Annotated in this window: 21 protein-coding genes; 13 read left to right on the forward strand and 8 right to left on the reverse strand. The window is 49.8% G+C overall.

Going from position 1 to position 20,832, the window contains the following annotated elements; translation table 11 throughout:
- Nucleotides 1-39: 39 nt before the first annotated feature.
- From EGC76_RS01995 to rppH, 5 genes are read right to left on the reverse strand one after another with little or no spacing between them, the layout of a single operon-like run.
- Nucleotides 40-891, reverse strand: a complete 852-nt coding sequence (locus EGC76_RS01995; protein ID WP_128351338.1) for a thymidylate synthase — start codon at nt 889-891, stop codon at nt 40-42.
- Nucleotides 888-1,709, reverse strand: coding sequence for a prolipoprotein diacylglyceryl transferase (lgt, locus tag EGC76_RS02000; RefSeq protein ID WP_128351339.1), 822 nt, complete (start codon nt 1,707-1,709; stop codon nt 888-890). The genes EGC76_RS01995 and lgt overlap by 4 nt, the downstream gene beginning before the upstream one ends.
- Before the next feature lie 3 nt (nt 1,710-1,712).
- Nucleotides 1,713-2,504 carry a sulfite exporter TauE/SafE family protein gene (locus EGC76_RS02005; RefSeq protein WP_128351340.1) on the reverse strand — a complete coding sequence of 264 codons (792 nt, stop codon included), beginning with the start codon at nt 2,502-2,504 and terminating at the stop codon, nt 1,713-1,715.
- A 9-nt stretch (nt 2,505-2,513) separates the two neighbouring features.
- Nucleotides 2,514-4,787, reverse strand: a complete 2,274-nt coding sequence (ptsP, locus tag EGC76_RS02010) for a phosphoenolpyruvate--protein phosphotransferase (RefSeq protein ID WP_128351341.1) — start codon at nt 4,785-4,787, stop codon at nt 2,514-2,516.
- A gap of 45 nt (nt 4,788-4,832) precedes the next feature.
- Nucleotides 4,833-5,348, reverse strand: a complete 516-nt coding sequence (rppH, locus tag EGC76_RS02015) for an RNA pyrophosphohydrolase (RefSeq protein ID WP_128351342.1) — start codon at nt 5,346-5,348, stop codon at nt 4,833-4,835.
- Nucleotides 5,349-5,405: 57 nt separating this feature from the next.
- Here rppH and mutH point away from each other — a divergent pair, with 57 nt between their 5' ends.
- The 8 genes from mutH to arcA all read left to right on the forward strand — a co-directional run bounded on the left by mutH (nt 5,406) and on the right by arcA (nt 12,798).
- On the forward strand, nt 5,406-6,116 hold the full coding sequence (gene mutH, locus EGC76_RS02020; protein ID WP_128351343.1) for a DNA mismatch repair endonuclease MutH: 711 nt from the start codon (nt 5,406-5,408) through the stop codon (nt 6,114-6,116).
- Nucleotides 6,109-6,804, forward strand: coding sequence for a DUF2982 domain-containing protein (locus EGC76_RS02025; protein WP_128351344.1), 696 nt, complete (start codon nt 6,109-6,111; stop codon nt 6,802-6,804). The genes mutH and EGC76_RS02025 overlap by 8 nt, the downstream gene beginning before the upstream one ends.
- Nucleotides 6,805-6,838: 34 nt before the next feature.
- The gene (locus tag EGC76_RS02030) at nt 6,839-7,270 is read left to right on the forward strand and encodes an ATP-dependent zinc protease family protein (protein ID WP_128351345.1); all 432 of its coding nucleotides are present in this window, start codon (nt 6,839-6,841) and stop codon (nt 7,268-7,270) included.
- Complete coding sequence (rimK, locus tag EGC76_RS02035) at nt 7,267-8,172, forward strand: 30S ribosomal protein S6--L-glutamate ligase (RefSeq protein WP_128351346.1); 906 nt, start codon at nt 7,267-7,269, stop codon at nt 8,170-8,172. Before EGC76_RS02030 ends, rimK begins: the two co-directional genes overlap by 4 nt.
- A 13-nt stretch (nt 8,173-8,185) precedes the next feature.
- Nucleotides 8,186-9,208: a succinylglutamate desuccinylase/aspartoacylase family protein gene (locus EGC76_RS02040; RefSeq protein ID WP_128351347.1), complete on the forward strand. Its 1,023-nt coding sequence runs from the start codon at nt 8,186-8,188 to the stop codon at nt 9,206-9,208.
- A 25-nt stretch (nt 9,209-9,233) separates the two neighbouring features.
- Nucleotides 9,234-10,265 carry a methyltransferase gene (locus EGC76_RS02045; protein WP_128351348.1) on the forward strand — a complete coding sequence of 344 codons (1,032 nt, stop codon included), beginning with the start codon at nt 9,234-9,236 and terminating at the stop codon, nt 10,263-10,265.
- Nucleotides 10,266-10,286: 21 nt separating this feature from the next.
- Nucleotides 10,287-11,933: a HAMP domain-containing sensor histidine kinase gene (locus EGC76_RS02050; RefSeq protein WP_128351349.1), complete on the forward strand. Its 1,647-nt coding sequence runs from the start codon at nt 10,287-10,289 to the stop codon at nt 11,931-11,933.
- 109 nt (nt 11,934-12,042) lie between these two features.
- Nucleotides 12,043-12,798 (forward strand): two-component system response regulator ArcA, encoded by a 756-nt coding sequence (arcA, locus tag EGC76_RS02055; protein ID WP_128351350.1) that lies wholly within the window; start codon nt 12,043-12,045, stop codon nt 12,796-12,798.
- Here arcA and EGC76_RS02060 read toward each other — a convergent pair.
- Entirely contained in the window at nt 12,775-13,134 is a 360-nt protein-coding gene (locus EGC76_RS02060; protein WP_164876775.1) for an Hpt domain-containing protein, read from the reverse strand. The two genes, arcA and EGC76_RS02060, sit on opposite strands and share 24 nt — an antisense overlap.
- 153 nt (nt 13,135-13,287) lie before the next feature.
- Here EGC76_RS02060 and folE2 point away from each other — a divergent pair, with 153 nt between their 5' ends.
- The 5 genes from folE2 to EGC76_RS02085 all read left to right on the forward strand — a co-directional run bounded on the left by folE2 (nt 13,288) and on the right by EGC76_RS02085 (nt 18,830).
- Entirely contained in the window at nt 13,288-14,226 is a 939-nt protein-coding gene (gene folE2, locus EGC76_RS02065; RefSeq protein WP_246013867.1) for a GTP cyclohydrolase FolE2, read from the forward strand.
- A 90-nt stretch (nt 14,227-14,316) separates the two neighbouring features.
- The gene (locus tag EGC76_RS02070; protein WP_128351352.1) at nt 14,317-15,330 is read left to right on the forward strand and encodes an adenosine kinase; all 1,014 of its coding nucleotides are present in this window, start codon (nt 14,317-14,319) and stop codon (nt 15,328-15,330) included.
- Between the two features lie 112 nt (nt 15,331-15,442).
- The gene (ahcY, locus tag EGC76_RS02075) at nt 15,443-16,807 is read left to right on the forward strand and encodes an adenosylhomocysteinase (RefSeq protein WP_128351353.1); all 1,365 of its coding nucleotides are present in this window, start codon (nt 15,443-15,445) and stop codon (nt 16,805-16,807) included.
- Between the two features lie 103 nt (nt 16,808-16,910).
- Complete coding sequence (locus EGC76_RS02080) at nt 16,911-17,468, forward strand: GNAT family N-acetyltransferase (RefSeq protein ID WP_128351354.1); 558 nt, start codon at nt 16,911-16,913, stop codon at nt 17,466-17,468.
- A 30-nt stretch (nt 17,469-17,498) separates the two neighbouring features.
- Entirely contained in the window at nt 17,499-18,830 is a 1,332-nt protein-coding gene (locus EGC76_RS02085) for an NAD(P)/FAD-dependent oxidoreductase (RefSeq protein ID WP_128351355.1), read from the forward strand.
- A gap of 110 nt (nt 18,831-18,940) precedes the next feature.
- Here EGC76_RS02085 and EGC76_RS02090 read toward each other — a convergent pair whose 3' ends face one another.
- Nucleotides 18,941-20,101 (reverse strand): ABC transporter permease, encoded by a 1,161-nt coding sequence (locus EGC76_RS02090; protein ID WP_128351356.1) that lies wholly within the window; start codon nt 20,099-20,101, stop codon nt 18,941-18,943.
- Entirely contained in the window at nt 20,098-20,832 is a 735-nt protein-coding gene (locus tag EGC76_RS02095; RefSeq protein ID WP_128351357.1) for an ABC transporter ATP-binding protein, read from the reverse strand. The genes EGC76_RS02090 and EGC76_RS02095 overlap by 4 nt, the downstream gene beginning before the upstream one ends.

The following is a 20,832-nucleotide window of genomic DNA, read 5'->3' on the forward strand; positions in this document are numbered from 1 at the left end:
GCGAAGCGCACGAAAAGCGAAGCGCACGAATAACGCTCGTCAAACACTAAACGGATACGCAATCGCCGGATGATGCTCATACCCATGCACCGCAAAGTCATCCATCGTCACCCAGGTTTCCAGGTCTTCCAGCGACTTGATGTCTGGATTGATTTCTAATTTTGGTGCGGCGAATGGCTCGCGCTTAAGCTGCACGTCGCGCATCAGTTCAAGTTGGTCTTCGTAGATATGGGCGTTCACGATTTTGTGATAAGCCACGCCAGCTTTGTGGCCGGTAATTTGAGCCATCAGCGCTAAGAAGGTGAATACTTGCACTTGATTGAAGTTAAGGCCCAACGGCACGTCGCATGAACGTTGATAGCTGGTTAAATAGAGCGTGTCGCCAAGTAGCGAGAAGTTGTGGGTGTGCATGCAGGGGCGCAAGCAGCCCATGTGGAATTCACCCGGGTTATAGAAGCTGATAATTTCGCCGCGATCGTCGATACCCTTTGTAAGGTTATCAACCACCTTGCGTAATTGGTCGATTGTGCCGCCGTCTGGCTTAGCCCATGCACGGCCTTGCACGCCATACACACGCCCCATGTCGTCTTCACCTTTGCGATGCGGGTTCGCTAGCCAGGCTTCATTGAGATTGGCGTTGGCATTCCAGGTGGGTGTGCCTATTTTACGGAAATCTGCGGCGCTGGAGTAACCACGAATGTAACCGATTAATTCGGCGATTGCGGCTTTCCAATAGCTTTTACGGGTGGTGATAAGCGGAAATTCATTGCGGTCAACGCGATAGTCTAAATCTGCATTGATAACCGTAAGGCAACGTTTACCGGTACGCTCGTTTTCAATCCAAACGCCCTCGTCCACAATCCGTTGGCATAAATCTAAATACTGTCTCACGCTCGGCTCCCACACTTATATGCAAATACCATTAACAACGCACCAATCACCACCATAGGTGCAGATAGCCACTGCCCCATTGACCAGCCAAAGGCTAGCAACCCAAGATGCGCATCGGGCTCACGGGCGTATTCAACCACAAACCGTGCTAAGCCGTAGCCGATTAAGAACAAGCCACCAATGGCCCCTACTGGGCGTGGCTTGCGGCTGTAAAGCGCCAAAATAGCAAACAGCAAAAAGCCTTCAAGTAAGGCCTGATAAAGCTGCGATGGATGGCGCGGGAAGGGTCCGGCTGCTGGAAATATCATGGCCCACGGCACATCCGTAACACGGCCCCATAATTCGCCGTTGATAAAGTTGCCAATACGGCCAGCGCCTAACCCAACCGGCACCAACGGGGCGATAAAGTCACCCACGGCAAGTAACGACTGTTTCGTTTTGGCCGCAAATATCCACAATACGCTAATCACGCCGAGCATGCCGCCATGAAAGGACATGCCGCCGCTGGTGATATCAAAGAGGTACAACGGGTTTTGCACAAAGTGGTCAAACTGGTAAAAAATTACATAACCAACGCGGCCGCCAACAATCACGCCCATGAATCCCCAGAACAGCAGATCGCTGAAGCGCTTTTCGGTCCAACCTTGCGCGGCGTGATGCGGTTGCTGGCACTGACGGTTTCCCCACCACCATGCAAACAGAAAGCCGACAAGATACATCAAGCCATACCAACGCAAATCAAATGGCCCGATACTAACGATAATGGGATCAATATTGGGGTGCACCAGGTAGTCTGATTGCTTGAACGCTGATTGCATGAATTATCCTATAACCAATTTGAGTGAAATGATGACTAAAAATATTGCGAAGCCGCGCTGTAAATGTTTTACCGGTATACGTTGGGTCAGGCTCGCACCTAATGGTGCGCAGAGCATTGAGGCTATGGAGATAGCCAACCAGGCCTGCACATGTACATAGCCAAATAAGCCGTCAGCGCCTTCCAGCTGCTGGCCAAGCACCACAAACGCGATAACGGCGCTTAGACCAATGCTTAAACTACCCACCGAGGATACCGCAATCGCTTGGCGGATAGGAACTCTTAAGCGTTGCAGCAACGGCACCGTTAACGAGCCGCCGCCAATACCTACTAATGCTGAAAGCGTGCCCATACCGGCACTAATTAAAGCCATCAGGCGTTTCGACACGTCAGTGAGGGGCTCACCACCGCGTTGTGGCACCAACATGCGCAGCGACAGCAGCATGAGCACCACTGCGAAAATGCGCTGTAACCAGTCAGGGTGAAGCAACGTGGCCAGCCAAGCGCCACATACGGCACCAACCATCAACCCTGGAATAAGCCGACGTACCCAGAAGAAACTGACCTGACCGTGTTTCAAATGCGAGCGCGCCGAACTTAAAGTGGTCATCACAATGGTGGCCAGTGAAGTCGCAACCGCCATCTGCACGACTAAATCAGGGGCAACACCCAACAACGGCAACAAGTAAATCAACAAGGGAACAATTACCAGGCCGCCGCCAATGCCGAGCATACCTGCTAACAGGCCTGCCACCATGCCTCCGGCTAAACACCACAACCAGCCTGCTAAGAGCACGTGTTCTCCTTAACCACCTGCACGAACGAAGCCACCTAAACCGGCGTTTTCGAGTGCCATGATAACTTGCTGCTTCACTTCGTAGGGCGAACGCGCCGCGAGTGAACGTTGCAACACCTCGGTTAAATCATCGGCCGCAATGTGGCGGATGATCCATCGAATACGATCTATATTGTAGCTGTTCATGCTGAGGTTTCGGTAGCCCATGGCGAGCAGTAACAACGCACCGCCCGGCTCACCTGCTAACTCACCGCACACGGATACTGGCTTATTCAGCGCATCGCAGCGATCGATAATTTGCTTCAGCGCATGCAACACGGCGGGATGAAACGCATCGTATAAACTGGCGACCCGCGAATTGTTGCGATCCACCGCCAGCATATATTGGGTTAAGTCGTTGGTACCGACCGAAAAGAAATCGATTTTATCGGCGACGCAATGCAGCTGATAGATCATCGCCGGCACTTCTATCATGACACCAATTTGTGGTTCAAATAATTGTTCATCGACACTGCATGCAAGCTCTTCAGCCACTTCATGATAAGCCTGATGAATCATTCGTACCGACTCATCAACTTCTTCCGCACTGGTTATCATCGGTAACAAAATACGCAAATTATTACGCCCCACGGAGGCGCGCAGCATAGCCCGAATTTGCATTAAAAAGATTTCTGGATGGTCCAGTGTCATGCGAATGCCGCGCCAGCCCAAAAACGGGTTTTCCTCGTCCATGGGTAGATACGGCAGTGGCTTGTCGCCGCCAACATCAAGCGTACGCATTACCACAGGCGCACCACGAAATTGCTCTAATACCTGACTGTAAAGCTCTTCTTGTTCGTCTTCAGTTGGCAGCCGCTCGCGCATCATAAACGGGATTTCAGTGCGGTACAGCCCGACCCCGTGTACATTCAAATCGTTGAGCCAATCGCGTTCGGTGTTTAAGCCGACATTCAAATTCAGCTGCACGCGCACGCCATCGGTTGTTTCGGCCGGTAAGTCACGCGCTTGCATAACTTTTTGGCGCAGAGCTAATTCTTCTTCGGCCAGTTGGCTGTATTCATTTTCAACTTGAATGGGCGGGTTGACGAACACGTCGCCGTTGTAACCATCAACAATCAGGGTTTCACCACTGACTTCATTGAGCTGAATGTTGTCCACACCCAATACTGCCGGAATGCCCATACTGCGCGCCATAATGGCTGCATGTGAGTTGGCTGAGCCGCGTAGCGACACCATGCCAATAATTTCGGCTTGGGGCAGTTCAGCCAGCATGGTGGCAGTGACTTCGTCGGCCACCAAAATGCATTGTGCCGGCGGGTTTAAGTTGCGCACTTCGCGGTTTTGCAGGTGCGCGAGTATGCGATTGCCTAGGTCACGAACATCACTTGCACGCTCGCGGATGTATTCGTCATCAAGGTTTTCAAATTGATTCACCAGTTGCTCAACCACCAGCTTTAACGCGGTTTGTGCGCGCCAGCCATCATTAATGGTTTGCTCCACTTCTTGCCCCAAGCTGGCTGAGTCCATCATGGCGTGGTACACGTCAAAAATTGCCAGCGTTTCGTCGGCCACATGGCCCTTCATGCTGTCGCTAATGGTTAATAATTCTTGGCGGGTACGTGCAACGGCGGCGCGAAATGCACGAATTTCGTGCTCCGGCATGTTGCTGCGTTTCGGGGTAACCTCGCTTAACCGTGCGGGCGGCTTGACCACAAATGCTTCGCCGATAGCTACGCCGGGCGCGGCGGGTATACCTTTGATGGTTTGCAGCCAAGGTGACTGTTTGGCGGTGCGTAAAAAGCCTTTCGCTTCTGCATGCGCAATAACCACCGCCAACTGTGCAGCCAAAGTGACCACAAAAGCTTCTTCGTCACGGGTAAACGCGCGGGCTTGTTCTTGTTGCACAGCAAGTACGCCGAGCACCCTTCGCCGATGGATAACTGGGGCGGCCAACATGGCTTTATAACGGTCTTCGACCACGTGTTCGAGTTTTAAGAATGCAGGGTGATCGGAAGCATTGGCAATATTTAGGGGCTCTTCGCGGCTAGCAGCCAGGCTGATAACCCCTTCACCAAAAGGCACATGGATGGGTTCATTGGAACGAATTTCGAGGCCATCGGTAGCTGCCAAGGCGAACATTTGCTGCTCGTGGTCGGCTAAATAAACAGTGCAGGAATCTGTTTTTAAGGCCTCTTTTACTTGACGCACCATGGTTTGCAGCGCCAGTTCAAAATCTGGCGCTTGGTTCACCGCTTCCACAATGCGTTGCAGTATTCGGAGCATAGCCTGCCTTTAGTTTTTCTTACTCAACCTTTCTTACTTAACTACTCAAGAACGGCGGCGGCGTGGGGGTCTTTGTCGGCGTTGAAACGGGGCCATAATGACCGACGAGAACTCTTTCAACACACGACGGTATACTTCCCGTTTAAACGACACAACTTGTCGCACCGGGTACCAGAAACTGACCCAACGCCAGTCATCAAACTCGGGATGCGACGACTGCATCACGTTCACATCTTTCTCATCACATTTTAACCGCAGCAAAAACCATTTCTGCTTCTGACCAATACAGGTTGGCCGTTGTTCGCGTCGCACTAAACGTTTTGGTAACCGATAACGGAACCAGTTTCGGCTAGTGTAGATAAGTTCAACTTGTTCGGGTTTTAGCCCTACCTCTTCCCAGAGTTCACGGAACATAGCTTGTTCAGGTGTTTCACCGTCATCTATTCCACCTTGTGGAAATTGCCAGCTATGTTGTCCGAATCGACGCGCCCAAAAGACTTGTCCCTGCTCGTTGCAGATAATAATTCCCACATTGGCGCGAAATCCTTCTGCGTCTATCACGCGAGCGCCCTCATAAATTCGACATATTGCTTGGATTTTTCCATAATCGCGGCATGAATGAAAGGATTAATCCGTTTAGACGAGGTAATTGTGCAGCTTAAGCAGCTCTTTGAAAACGCTAGCGCCCTAGCCGGTATGAGCTTTGCCGAATTAGCGGCGCACCAAGGTATGTCGGTACCCAATGACTTGCGCCGCAACAAAGGTTGGGTGGGCCAGCTGCTGGAAAGCGCTTTAGGTGCAAGTGCAGGTTCGCAAGCGTTACAAGATTTCCCTGAACTTGGCGTGGAGCTGAAAACGATTCCGTTGGATGCCGCTGGCAAACCACTGGAAACTACCTTTGTGTGCACTACACCGCTGATTAATATTCACAATTTAACCTGGGAAACCAGCAATGTGCGCAACAAGCTGCAGTGTGTGTTGTGGATACCCATTGATGGCCGCCGGGAAATTCCGCTGGCAGAGCGCACCATTGGCACCGCGTTTCTGTGGCAGCCCAGCGCCGAACAAGAAGCGCAGTTACGCGCAGACTGGCAAGAGCACATGGATAAAATTGCACTCGGTGAGATTGACTCAATTAGCGCGCATCAAGGTGAGGTTTTACAACTGCGCCCGAAGGCGGCTAACAGTCGGGTACTAACCGAAGCCATTGGCGCAGATGGGAAAATCATTAAAACCTTGCCACGTGGTTTTTATTTGAAGACCCAATTCACCTGGCAAATCATTTGCTCCACCTTTGGGCTCGAAACGGCGCCAGCAACCCATGACTGATACCCACGAGCGCGAAGTACTGATAAGCCCACACACCCGCGCCAACGGCGTTGGTTTTAGCGCCCTTGGCGTTGTTATTTTTGCGGTGACCATGTTTATGTGGCTGGTAGAGGCGCCAATACCTCAGGCCGCATTCGGATTGCTCTATATCGCCAGCGCGGTGTTAATATTTTTGGGCAGCGCGAAGGTGTTTGAACCCGCGGTAAGTATAAAAATTACGCCAGCCACAATTTCCTACCTACATGGACGTGGCAACTGGCACATTACGTGGGAAAATATCGTGCGTTTTGATATTCCGCGCACCCACCGCGGCTTAGATATTGAAGAACTGCCCTATATCGGCTTTCGATTACATGACATTGAGCCAGTATTACATGCTATAACACCGCGTCTTGCGGTATATTTATTAAGTGAGCAACGCCACCTGCTGGTGGTTGCTTTACGGCACGAACGCCCGGAACTGAAAGATTACTCCACGTACTTCGAGGTTCCAGATCGCTATAAAGCTGTCTCGGGAAAAGAATACCGAGGTGTACAAGCGATGTTCGCGGTACGATGCCAACACTTTCGCGACATATTAGGTTATGATCTATTCATTCCTGCGGGGGCACTTGATCGCCCAGCAGTTGAGTTCTTGCGCTTCTTGCAGCAATTGCAACAGACAAGAACCTTAACGAATAACGAATAACGAATAACGAATAACGAATAACGAGGATTTTAACATGCAGACATTAGGTTGGCGCGAATGGGGGTCATTACCTGATCTTGGTATTAATGCCCTTAAAATGAAAGTAGACACCGGCGCCCGCACCTCGTGTTTGCATGCATTTAAGCTGGAACCCTTTGAAAAAAACGGCGAGAATTGGCTGCGTATTTGGCTACACCCAGAACAACATAGTGATCGGGAACTCGTCTGTGAATCTAAAATTCACGACCAACGTGAAGTAACCGACTCCGGTGGCCATACCGAGCTTCGGTACGTTATTCTGTCGACATTAACTATTGGCGATTTTTCGCAACCTGTAGAGCTCACGCTTACTAATCGCGACACCATGAAGTTTCGTATGTTACTCGGCCGCCAAGCAATGCGCGGACATTTTATTGTCGACCCTGATAAGTCTTATCTATTCGGCCAGCCAGGAGCTAATGCATGAGAATTGCAATTTTATCGCGTAACCCACGCCTCTATTCAACCCGTCGCTTAGTCGAAGCTGGTGAAGCTCGCGGCCATACCGTGGATGTTCTGGACCCGCTGCGCTGCTACATGAATATTAATGCGCGCGAGTCGTCCATTCATATGAAGGGTAAAGACTTGCCGCCGTACGATGCGATTATTCCACGCATCGGCGCATCAATTACGTTTTTCGGAACGGCCGTATTGCGTCAGTTTGAAATGATTGGCACCTACCCGCTGAATGAATCAGTGGCAATTTCACGCAGCCGCGACAAATTGCGCTCCCTGCAGCTGTTAAGCCGTAAAGGCATTGGCCTGCCAACCACAGGTTTCGCCAGCCAGCCGCAGGACATTCCCGACTTGATTGATATGGTTGGCGGTGCCCCGTTAGTGATTAAGTTACTCGAAGGCACCCAAGGCATAGGCGTGGTACTTGCTGAAACGCGCCAAGCAGCAGAAAGTGTTATCGAAGCCTTTATGGGCTTGGAATCGCACATCATGGTGCAGGAATACATAAAAGAAGCTGGCGGTGCAGACATCCGCTGCTTTGTGATTGGCGATAAAGTTATTGCCGCCATGAAGCGCCAGGCTAAAGCCGGTGAGTTTCGCTCCAACTTGCATCGCGGCGGCTCAGCCAGCTTGGTTAAATTGACCCCTGCCGAGCGCGCAACCGCTGTAAAAGCGGCGAAAACGATGGGATTAAACGTGGCCGGTGTCGATATTTTACGCTCCAATCATGGCCCATTGGTGATGGAAGTTAACTCTTCCCCAGGCCTTGAAGGCATTGAAGGCGCAACCAATAAAGACGTGGCTGATCAAATCATCAGTTTCATTGAGAAAACCGCAAAAGCGCATAAAACCCGCACCAAAGGTAAAGGCTAAGACGATAAAAGCCATGAAGCAAAAAGCATTTCACTTAGCCAACCAGCGCATCATGCCGGGTTCGCGCCATAGCGTTAAAATTCCGGCGGCGCGACTTTATAACGATACGCCCATGGATTTACACGCTGAGGTTTTCCATGGTGTGAAACCAGGGCCGACCCTGTTGGTATGCGCAGCCATTCACGGCGATGAATTAAACGGTATCGAAGTATGCCGACGCCTAATGGGCGAGCTGGACCCACTGCAATTAAGCGGCACGGTGATTATTGTGCCTGTCGTTAACGTGTTTGGATTTATCCAGCAGTCCCGTTATTTGCCTGACCGCCGCGATTTGAATCGCTGCTTCCCTGGCTCTGAACGCGGTGCATTGGGTAGCCGTTTAGCTTACCTGTTTAGCGAAACTTTGGTACAAAACGCAACCCACATTATTGATTTGCATACTGGCGCCATTCACCGTAGCAATCTGCCACAAATTCGCGTCGACACCGACAACGGCGAAGCGCTTAAGATGGCTGAGTCGTTCGGTACGCCAGTAATTTTGCACAGCAAAGAACGCGATGGCTCATTGCGTTCTCTGGCAACTGAATTAGGTATTCCGCTGATTTTGTATGAGGCCGGTGAAGCGTTGCGGTTTGACTATGCCGCAATAAAAGCCGGTGTTATTGGCGTGCAAAATGTAATGAAAAGCCTAAAAATGATGAAAGGCCGCCGTAGCCGCAAAAAAGTTAAACCTGTGGTGGCGCATCGCAGCGGCTGGATTCGTAATGAATACGACGGCCTGGTGGTGCCCAAGGTTGAACTGGGGCAAACCATCAACAAAGGGCAAGTGGTTGCGCAAACCGTGAACCCGCATGGCGATGATTTACATGCGATTAAAAGCCCTTATCATGGCATTGTGATTGGTATTAGTAATATTCCAGTCGCCAATGAAGGCGAGGCTTTATTCAATGTGGCGCAGTTTGACGGCGAACAAATTGGCGACGCCAGCGAAAATGTTGATGTATTCGCTGAAACTTATGATCAAAAAACGATATAACTGACGATTTAAACGGAACAAAAATTTGAAGCATTTAAGCCCACCATCTCAACTTGTTTTACGCCATCAAGAGCGTTTCGATGACGTGCCACTACTCGTGGTTAATGCGCCTGAAGCAGAAGTGGCCGAGGCACTGCCAGTGGTCAGCTGCTGGCAGTGGCACGCAGGGTTTGCCGTGCGCTGGAAACAACAAGCACCGGATATAGCGCACCATTTTGGTGCAAGTGCGCCAGCCGCCGCAGGCGCTCAGGCCGCGCTGGTGTGGTTACCGAAAGAAAAACAACTCACTTGGTATGTACTCGATGCACTGCGCAGCGTTTTGCCGCAAGATGCAACCATCTGGTTAGTGGGTGAGAACCGTGGCGGCATTAAAAGCATTCATAAGCAATTTCCAGAAACCGTTACCGCGGCACAAAAAATGGCGGTGGGAAATCACTCGCTATTAATACGTACCACAATTGCCGAATGTGCTACTGAATTTAGCGTCGACGAACACTTTGCCTATGTCGACTTACCACAACCTGAGCAAGCAGAACCCCTGCATCTTGCCAGCTTACCGGGTGTATTTGCGTTTCCGAGTATTGATACCGGCAGTGAAATTTTATTACAGCACCTGCCCCACTGGCAGAAGGGCCGCCTGCTTGATTTTGCTTGTGGTCATGGTGTGCTTGGTGCATGGCTAAACCGCCAAGCACCTGAGCTGGAGGTTACCTACCTTGATGTCAGCGCCCTTGCGTTAAAAGCCGCCGAAAAAACTCTGGAATTAAATGGCTTAAAAGGCTCGTGCATTGCCAGTGAAGGCCTTCAAGACAACCTGGGACAGTTCGATTATGTGGTGAGCCATCCACCCTTTCATACCGGCTTAGCAACCGACTACGAAATCGGCAAGCAGTTTTTACGCGGCATCCGCAGTCATTTACGCGTAAAAGGCGAGCTGTGGTTAGTTGCAAATCGTTTTCTGCCATGGCCAGAGCTTATTGAGCACGCATTTGGCCATTGCATTCGAGTTGCACAAGACAACAAATTCGCGGTATATCTTGCGAAACGGGATAGATAACGAGACCGATAGAGCAACCCAATGAACTTAAAAGTCAGTTCCATTAAACGCAGTGTCACCAGTCTGGTAATTTTAATTACCACAATATCGGTGACGCTGGCCTGCTTGGTACTGAGTTACAACTTCATTGCGGACACGCACCACCGTCTGTTGCGGCAGTCTGAGCAGGTCAGTCGATTTATTGCCGAGAATGCCACCTCATACATGGTATACAACCAAGCCGAAGCGGCCGAACGCTGGTTGCAATCATTACGGCATTCTCCGCTGATTCAGCATGTTCACTTATATCGCTATGATCCGAATACCGAGGCCCTTGGTTTCTTTGCCAGTTATTATGCTGAACGCGAAGCACCTATTCCGGTTCGTTTCGACCGCGTGAAGAATATTACTGAGGCACGTTTCTCGACCAATTATGTGGAAAGTGCCGTGCCACTGTATGTGCAAAACACCTTGCAAGGCTACGTGTATTTGCGCACCTCACGCGCCGCGCTTGATGAGGCCAAGTGGTATGCCGCCGCTATTAGTGGCGTGATTATTACAGCAAGTTTTATTTTGAGCTGGTTGATGTCGTTGTGGTTACGTCGGGTGATCACGCAACCACTGGATGAAATGGTTGAGAGCATTCAGCAAATTGCGCGCGATAAAAATTACGACCGCACCCTGCATGAATTTGAGCTGCAAGAGCTCGACCGTGTTGCGGATGCCTTTAATGCGCTTCTGAGCCGTATTCAGCAACACATTCGCCGACAAGAGCAAGCCGAACGTGAAGCCAGTGAATTAAATGCGGAGCTGGAGCTGCAGGTAAAACAGCGTACGCAAAAACTGTATGAGTCGAACCAAGAGTTGCACCAAGCTTTAGAAACTGCGCACCAATATCAAAGTGAGCTGGTGCAAGCCGAGAAGATGTCCAGCTTGGCGAAACTGGTGTCGGGTGTTGCGCATGAGGTTAATACACCGGTAGGTTTAGCCGTAACCTCTACCTCAATTTTGCAGGACAACCTGCAACTACTGAAACAAAAGTTTGCGGATAAAAAGCTTACCAGCCAAGAGTTTCAACGCTATATGTCTGGGTTTGAAGAGAACCTTGCGCTGATAAGCCGAAACATCAAACGCACCGCCGACCTCATCAGTAATTTCAGTAAATTATCGATGGACCAGTTCAGCGACGATGACCGCTCGTTGCACTTGATCAAATTCTGGGATGAGATTGCACAAAGTTTGTACAATCGTCACCCTGAACTGACATCCGTTGCGTTGTCATGTCAGGTGGCAGATGACCTTATTATTAGCACCCGCCCCGGGCCGTTAAATCAAGTTATTAGTCAGCTGGTTCAAAATGCTTTGCAACATGCTTTCTCAAATACCGCCAAGCCGATGATTCAATTCAGCTTCAGTTTTATACCGCAGTCTGAAAATAGCGAGTCAGGTGACTTACAAATGACCTATGAAGATAACGGCGATGGCATTCCGGATGATTTGATAAAAAGCGTATTCGACCCCTTTGTAACCAGCAAGCGCAGTCATGGCGCCGCAGGGTTAGGATTGCACCTGGTTTATAACCTGGTGGTACAAGTTTTACAGGGTCACATTGAACTTGAAAGCCAGCCACACCAAGGCACACGTTTCAAAGTTGTATTTCCGGTGCGGCGCTTAGTACAATCGAAGTAAACAATTGTAAGAATTGTTGCACGATTTTGCAGCTATATATAAAATCGCATGCTACACTATCTTTCATTACCAAATTTCAACACATGTTAACGGATTCTCGGAACTGCTTATGAGCGCCAGATTATTAATCGTCGAAGATGAAGTCGTAACACGCAATACCCTTACTCGTTTATTTCAGCAAGAAGGCTACGATGTGTTTGATGCCGCCGATGGCATGCAGATGCAACGCATTATGGCTCGCCAACAAATTGACCTGGTGATCATGGACGTCAACTTGCCAGGCAAGAGCGGTATCGAACTTGCGGAAAAACTCCGTGAAAATGACAATATCGGATTGGTTTTCTTAACCGGTCGTGATGCTGAAGAAGACCGCTTGCTGGCCCTTGAGTTAGGCGCCGACGACTACTTAATCAAGCCCTACAATCCAAAAGAACTCATTATTCGGGTGCGCAACTTATACCGTCGCATCGAGGCACTAAAAAGCCAGCAGAAAAACGTTGGCCACGACAGTGTTGTTTATGAGTTTAACGGCTGGCGTTTAGAAAGTGATAGCCGCTGCTTATTCTCGCCAGACGGCAAGATGTTCCGCTTGCCGAAAAGTGAATACCGCGCCATGGAGTTGTTCCTAACGAATCCTGGTAAAATTCTTGACCGCGAAACACTGGTTAAGAAAATGCTCGACCGCGATTTACGTCCGAATGACCGTACTGTTGATGTCGCCATTCGCCGCATTCGCCGTCATTTTGAGGCTCTGCCGGATTCACCGAACTTAATTACCACCATTCATGGTGAAGGTTACCGGTTTATTGGTGATGTTTCGATTAAGCACTTGGAACAACCGTCACTGAATGCCCCGGGCATGTAACCATCGACGTAGTTGATGCTGGTGCAATGGTAATTCAATCACCCATTGCTCCAGCAAGTCATCTGCATCTTGCCAATGCCACTCTTCCCGCTCCAAACGCTCCATCTGACTTGCCAATTGTGCTAAACCGACTGAACGGCACGCACCTTTTACTTTGTGAGCCTGACGGCGGGTATCACCTTCGTCCCGTTTGCCAACCAAGTGCTTTAAATGGTCCAGATAACCACCAATGTTGTCGTTAAATGTGTCGTACATTTCGCGTACGCCATCGCTGCCCAATAGCTCATAGTATTGGTCTAATAGTTTCTCATCTAACATCGTGGTTTCCTTATCCATCGTGATCATCCATCTTTTTCGATTCCGTTAATCGAAAAGTTTTACTTCGGTTCTAAACCCAATCTGGCAAACTACCGTATTAAGGTTAAATCTAGTATACTATCGCCCCCTTTACTGGGACTAAGTATTTTTAACGTTTGGAGCCGTACAAGCATGCCAACAGCTACACCAACTTTGATGCCAGACATCGCCAATCAAACCCGCGCACAAACCGAGGGGACTCTCGATTGGGTGGGCATGAGTAATATCGAAATGCCGCTGGTTGTCGGTGCTGCCCAAGAGCCGGAGCGTCCAGTTAGTGCACACGTTGACGCGTTTGTGAACTTAACTGACCCTAAAGCGAAAGGCATTCACATGTCTCGCTTATACCTGCTGTTGGAAGATTTATCAAACAATGATGTACTTAGCCATCATTCGCTCAGCAAGCTCTTACATGACTTTATAGATAGTCATGATGGCCTTGCAGATCAAGCTTATGTGAAGTTTAGTTTCGATTATCACCTGCGTCGAAAGTCACTGATCAGCAAAAAACAGGGTTGGAAAGCCTACCCTGTAACTGTCACAGGGCGTTACGATAACGGTAAACTGAATCTTGAGTTAGGTGTTGAAGTACCTTATTCCAGCACCTGCCCGTGTTCGGCTGCTTTAGCACGCCAGCTTATTCAAGAAGCCTTTGCCAACCAGTTTGGTACAGACAGCGAAGTTGATGCCGAAATGGTGCACCGCTGGTTAGGCACCACCCAAGGTATTGTAGCCACACCACATAGCCAGCGCTCCATTGCCCAGGTGAATGTCATTATGGGTGAAGGCGTGTCTGAGCTGCCAATTATTGGCTTAATCGATACCATTGAAGATGCCTTGAAAACTCCAGTGCAAGCGGCTGTAAAACGTGAAGACGAACAAGAGTTTGCACGTTTGAACGGTCAGAACCTGATGTTCTGTGAAGATGCTGCGCGCCGGTTACAACATGCTTTGAATGTACAGAAGCAGTTTTCAGACTTCTGGATTCGCGTAAACCACTACGAATCTCTGCACGCGCATGATGCTGTAAGTATCACCACCAAAGGCGTGCCTGGCGGCTTCAAAGCTTAACCATTTATCGACCTACTAATCCGGCTGCGGTATACTACGCAGCCGGATTTTTTGTTTTTAAACACGACTAGAACCTTACACGAGAAAGGCATGGAACCTATTGATATCGTTGGCATTGGCAACGCGCTCGTCGATCAAGAATTTGAAGTAACGGACGAATTTTTGCAGCAGCATCAGATTGAAAAAGGCATGATGACGCTGATTGAAGATGCTGACCAAGAGCGGCTTATTGAGCTACTGGCAAAACGTGGTGAACTCAAGAAACAATCCGGCGGTGGCTCTGCGGCCAACTCACTGGTAGGGTTTGCGCAATTTGGCGGAACCGCATTTTATTGCTGCAAAGTAGCCGATGACCAAGCGGGCAAATTTTATTGTGACGATCTCGAGAAAGTTGGGATTACCACCAATACCGGCAGCCAAAAGCATGAAGGCAAAACCGGTCGTTGTTTAGTCATGGTCACTCCTGACGCTGAGCGCACCATGCGCACCTATTTAGGTATTACCGCTGATTTATCGGTAGCCGAACTTGATGAAGACGCTATTGCTCGTGCTCAGTATTTGTATATTGAAGGGTATTTAGTCACATCGCCAATTGCACGTCAGGCAATAACCCGCGCCAAAGAAGTCGCGCGTGCCAATGGGACTAAAATTGCGGTTACCTGCTCTGATCCGGCCATGGTGAAGTATTTCCGTGACGGCATTGATGAAATTTTAGCAGGCGGCGTTGACGTGATGTTCTGTAATGAAGAAGAAGCACGGATCTTAACCGGCACCGATGACGTACAAGAAGCCATGCAACAGTTGCAGCAGCATGCTGACTTAGTTGCAATTACGCTGGGTAAAGACGGTGCCTTATTGGGCGACGGCGAACGCCAAGTTGTGGTGCCTGGTGTGCCGGTAAAAGCAGTAGATACCAACGGTGCTGGAGATATGTTTGCCGGCGCCATGATGTATGGCCTAACACGAAACTATTCACTTGCAGCCTGCGGTCTATTAGCCAGCCACGCAGCAGCAGAGGTTGTATCAAATTTCGGGCCACGCTTAGCGTTAAGCCGGCAGCAACAGTTGTTGATTCGTTTACAGCACGAACCAGAATTTAGTTAACAGCAGAACCGATAATAGTTATTGGATACTAGATATTAGAAGGCTCCGAAGCATCAGGGCTAATATCCAATAGCTGATATCGAACTGGCTTTTGAATAACAAGAGGTTTCACATGCAAGATTACAAAGTCGCAGACATTAACTTGGCCGATTGGGGCCGCAAAGAAATTTCTATCGCTGAATCAGAAATGCCAGCGTTGATGACCATTCGCCGCAAATATGCTGACAGCAAGCCTCTGGCCGGCGCACGCATTATTGGTTGTATTCACATGACCATTCAAACCGCTGTGCTTATTGAAACCTTGATTGAGCTTGGTGCAGAAGTACGCTGGTCGTCATGCAATATCTTCTCAACTCAAGACCACGCAGCGGCGGCAATGGCTGCAGCTGGCGTACCTGTGTTTGCCTGGAAAGGTGAAACCGAAGAAGAGTATGAGTGGTGTTTGGAACAAACGTGTCGCAAAGACGGCGAGTTGTGGAATGCCAACATGATTTTGGATGACGGCGGCGATTTAACCCTGTTGATCCACGAAAAATATCCGCAAATGCTGGATAAAGTGCACGGCATTACGGAAGAAACCACCACCGGTGTGCACCGTCTGCTCGAGATGCTGAAGCACGGCACCTTACGCGTGCCTGCCATTAACGTGAACGATTCTGTAACCAAGTCAAAAAACGACAATAAATACGGTTGCCGTCACTCGTTGAATGACGCGATTAAGCGTGCAACGGACCACTTATTGTCCGGTAAAAAGGCGCTTGTTGTTGGTTATGGTGACGTGGGTAAAGGTTCTGCAGCCAGCTTGCGTCAAGAAGGCATGATTGTGAAGATTACCGAAGTAGACCCAATCTGTGCCATGCAAGCCTGTATGGATGGCTATGAAGTGGTGTCACCGTTCAAAAATGGTGTGAACACCAACTCTGCTGAAGGCATTAACCGTGATTTACTGCAAAATATCGACCTGATTGTGACCACAACCGGTAACGTGAATGTCTGTGATAAATACATGTTGGCGGCATTAAAACCTACCGCGGTTGTCTGTAACATCGGTCACTTCGATAACGAAATTGACACCAAGTTTATGCGCGACAATTGGCGTTGGGACGAAGTGAAGCCACAGGTTCACAAGATCTACCGTAGCGATGACGACAACGATTACTTGTTGTTGCTTTCTGAAGGTCGCTTAGTCAACCTTGGCAACGCAACCGGTCACCCAAGTCGCATTATGGATGGCTCATTTGCGAACCAAGTATTGGCGCAAATGCACTTGTTCGAAGAGAAGTTTGCTGACTTGCCAGCGGCTGAAAAAACTGCCAAGCTGCGCGTTGAAGTTTTACCGAAGCAGCTTGATGAAGAAGTTGCCCGCTACATGGTGCAAGGCTTTGGTGGCGTAATGACCAAGCTGACGCAGCAACAAGCGGATTATATTCATGTAGCCGTGGAAGGGCCGTTTAAGTCCGACGACTACCGCTACTAATAATGCAAAAGCGATATTAGCACTTGGATATTAGACATTAGCCCTGATGTTTCGGATTTTTCTAATATCTAATATCTAATATCTAATAACGCACTTGGTTTTTATGATTGAATACAAACAAATGACGGCCGCCGATTACGCGGCCGTAATTGAATTAGGCAACCGTGTTCACGGCGACAATTACCTGACACCTGAGTCTCTGGCGGATTATGACCAGCGTGGGCGTGTGGGTGATGTGAACTTGAATTGGTTGGCATTTGCCGACGGTAAACTGGCCGGTATTCGACTGACTTTTGCCCCAGGTAACTGGGACATTGATGGCCATTGTTGCCCGGCAGAGTGGCCGGTGCCTGCTGAGCAGATTTGTTACTTTAAATGCGTTGCTGTTGACCCTGACGTGCGTGGTGGCGGTATTGGCCGTGGCTTGTTAGAACGCTCGATTGCTGAAGCTAAGAAGCTTGGCTGTCAGGCGGGATTGGCGCACATTTGGATGCAAAGCCCAGACAATGCAGCGTTCGAATACTTCACCCGCTGTGGCGGTGAGCTAATTCGTGAACATGACAAGCGCTGGTATGATTTATCCATCAACGATGGTTACCACTGTCCGGTCTGTGATGGCGTTTGCCACTGCACGGCTGGCGAGATGATTTTGAAATTCTAAGCAGCACGAAGTTACCTTTGGAGGCCTGGCATGTACGACCCACTTCACGACCGCAGCCCAGGCCCTAATCAGCCTTACCCCACCAGTTATTGGCACGCCCACAGCGCGCCACAATGGCCAGACTGCCCTACTGCCTTACCCGAACACGCCGATGTTGTTGTTATTGGTGCGGGCTACACCGGATTAAACGCCGCGCTTGAGCTGGCTGAAGCTTATCAACAAAAGGTGGTTGTGGTTGAGGCGAATCAACTCGGCTGGGGCTGCTCAAGCCGTAATGCGGGGTTCGCCATGCCAGGTACCGGAAGGCTTGGTTATTCAGCATGGAAAAAGCGCTGCGGTGAATCCGTTGCACAAGGTATTCAAGCTGAATATCAACAAGCTTTTGCGCGCTTAGAGCGGCACTTAAGTGCGTGCCCAGAACAACTGCAGGTGCAACGCGGCGGCTACTTAAAGATTGCCCACCGCCAGCGCGCTGTGGCTGAATTAAACCAGCAATACCACGCGCTATGCCAGTACGAACCCGACACACGCTGGCTGGATCGCGATGCCATTCAGGCGCGCGTGAAAAGCCCGCAAGCCTTCGCTGCAATTCATTTTCCGCAGAGCTTCGGTGTAAACCCATTGTTGCTGTTAGCGAGTGTTGCACGTCAGGCTGCTCAAGCCGGCGCGACTTTAGTTGAGCATGCACCGGTGCAAAATTGGCAGACACTCGCAAATGGCATGCATCAGCTCACCACCGCCAAAGGTGTGATTCAAGCAAAGAAAGTGATTATCGCCACCAATGGCTATACACCGAATCACTTGCACCCCAGTATTCATGGCCGCAGCTTGCCAGTGCTCTCGAGTGTGTTGGTTACGCGTAAATTGACGGAAGCAGAGCGCACTGCCATTGGTGTGCAACCGCATGAGCTGGTTATGGATACCCGCACACTCAAATATTATTTTCGGTTACTCCCTGACGGCCGCATGTTATTCGGAGGGCGCGGCGCCATTCGAGGGCGTGATGCGGAAAAACCGCGCTATACCAAACATCTGTTGGCTGCCATGGCACAAACGTTTCCAGCGCTAACTGCGCTCAGCCAAGAAGCACCAGCGTACAGTTGGAGTGGCTGGGTAGCCGTTGCATTAGATGATTATCCACGTATATACAGTCCAGCTGAGGGTGTTTATACCAGTATGGGATATTGCGGTGCAGGTGTGACTTTTACACAGTTAGCTGGCCAGCGCGTTGCGCAACTGGCCATGGGTGAGAAAATGCCCGATTTACCGTTTTATCAGTCGCAGTTACCAAAGTTTCCACTGCCGCAGCTGAGGCGCCTTGGTCAGTGGCTGTACTATCAAATAAACAGCGTTATTCGTTGATCGTGCGTTCGCTTTGCTCACTGTTCGTCCGTGCTTCGCACTATTCGAATAGCGAAGCGGACGAATAGCGCAGCGGACGAACAGCGAAGCAATCGAATAACGCTCTTGCTCTACAATCCGAAGACCACTTTCTCGCTGGCGAGCATCCGTCCGATATAGCGAATAATCAACAAGCTTAAAATCGCTGTTACGCCTGCACTAATGAAAATGGGCAGCCACTGCAAACTGTCGCCCTTTATAATGTCCAATAGCGCTTGATGCTGACCAGTTAATGGTAAGTAATAGAGTATTGGATTTTTAAGACGCGCGAACTCCACGCCGAATACCGCTAACATTGGCAGCATCAGCAAAAACGAAATATAGGTTTGCGCTTCTTTAAAGCTTTTGGCGCGGAAGCTGACAAATAACTGTAATGCGGTCGCAAACAAAGCAAGCGGTGCCAGCATTAAGACAATTAACAACATCATGGTCCAGTCCAGCGTCAAACTGATACCAATATTATGCAGCGGTAAAAAGCGGAAGATAATTGGAATTAACACCACGCTGAGTACCCCACCAAACATCGCAAAACAACTCGCGGCAAGAGCCTTTCCCAACACCAATTGATGCGAACTTAGCGGTTGCGATAATAACAATTCGAGTGAATTTCGTTCGCGTTCACCGGCACTGATATCAATGGCCACGTTCATGCCCGAGAAGAACACTGAGAGCAGAATGAAAATGAGTACGCTGCCCATTAATATAGCCGAACGCGAGCCTTTGGTTGCGGTGTCATGCTTGACCAGTTCAATAGGCTGAACCACGCGTGGATCGAGGCCGCGCATTTGCATGCGAATAAAGGCTATTTGATTGCTATAACCTTCAATGGCACGTTCGATGCGTCGCAAGTCTCCGGTCTGCTTGGTGGCACTGAAGTCTGCCGTTAAGGTAACTGGTGCTGGTTTGGCGAGTGCGATATCTTCGGCCCAACTCTCACCAATCGCTAGTACGATGGGTTGACGCCCAGCAGGCCAAGGTTTATCGCGCTCCACAATCCCATTACTGTTTAAATGCTCAACCAAAGCAGGTGCATGTTCCGCACCGGTGATGTCTATCTCGACGTCGCTGGGATCAGTCAATTGGCTGATCATGACGTAAAACGCCACAGCCATCAGCAATGGACCAAAAAATGCATAGGACATAGCCGCCATAACGGAGCGCTTGTCACGAATCGCATCACGAAGCTCTTTTCGCCAAACAATCCGGATTGGATTGCGAACTAAATTACTCATGCTGCGATACCCTCATCTGTTCCTATGATTTTCACAAACGCTTCTTCCAATGCGGTTTCGCCGGTTTGCGCACAAAGTTCTTCGGTGGTGCCTTGCGCTGCGACTTTCCCCTTCGCGACGACAACAACCTGGTCGCACAATGCGGCAACTTCTTGCATGACGTGACTCGAAAATAGAATACTGGTGCCTTGCCCGCGCAGTTCGCGCAGTAGTTCGCGTAAAATACGCGTGCTCATCACATCCAGCCCGCGGCTTGGCTCATCAAGAATCAAATGTTTAGGGCTATGTACAATGGCCTGCGCTAAAGCAACCTTCATCCGTTGCCCTTGCGAAAAGCCTGTTGCCTTGCGGTCGGCAATGGCTAACATGTCGAGACGTTCTAGCGCTTGCTGCACCGCAGCTTCGCCGGCTTGCTTTTCTAAACCATGCAAAGCGGCAAAATAAGCCACTTGCTCACGCGCTGTCAGGCGCTCATATAAACCAAATTTATCCGGGAAAATACCGATATTGCGACGCGCTTCCAGCGGCTGTTTACTGGCATCAATGCCGTCGATCAGTGCATGACCGCTGTCTGCCTTTAACAGCCCATAAATAGTGCGTAGGCAGGTTGTTTTACCGGCTCCATTAGGGCCCAGCAGACCCGTTATTTGCCCTTCGGGTGCTGTAAACGTCAAACCATCGAGAGCCACTACTTCGCCAAATTGTTTGCGTAGTCCAGTTACTTCAATCAT

Origin of the sequence: Pseudidiomarina gelatinasegens (assembly GCF_004025325.1) — a bacterium.
Taxonomy (GTDB): domain Bacteria; phylum Pseudomonadota; class Gammaproteobacteria; order Enterobacterales; family Alteromonadaceae; genus Pseudidiomarina; species Pseudidiomarina gelatinasegens.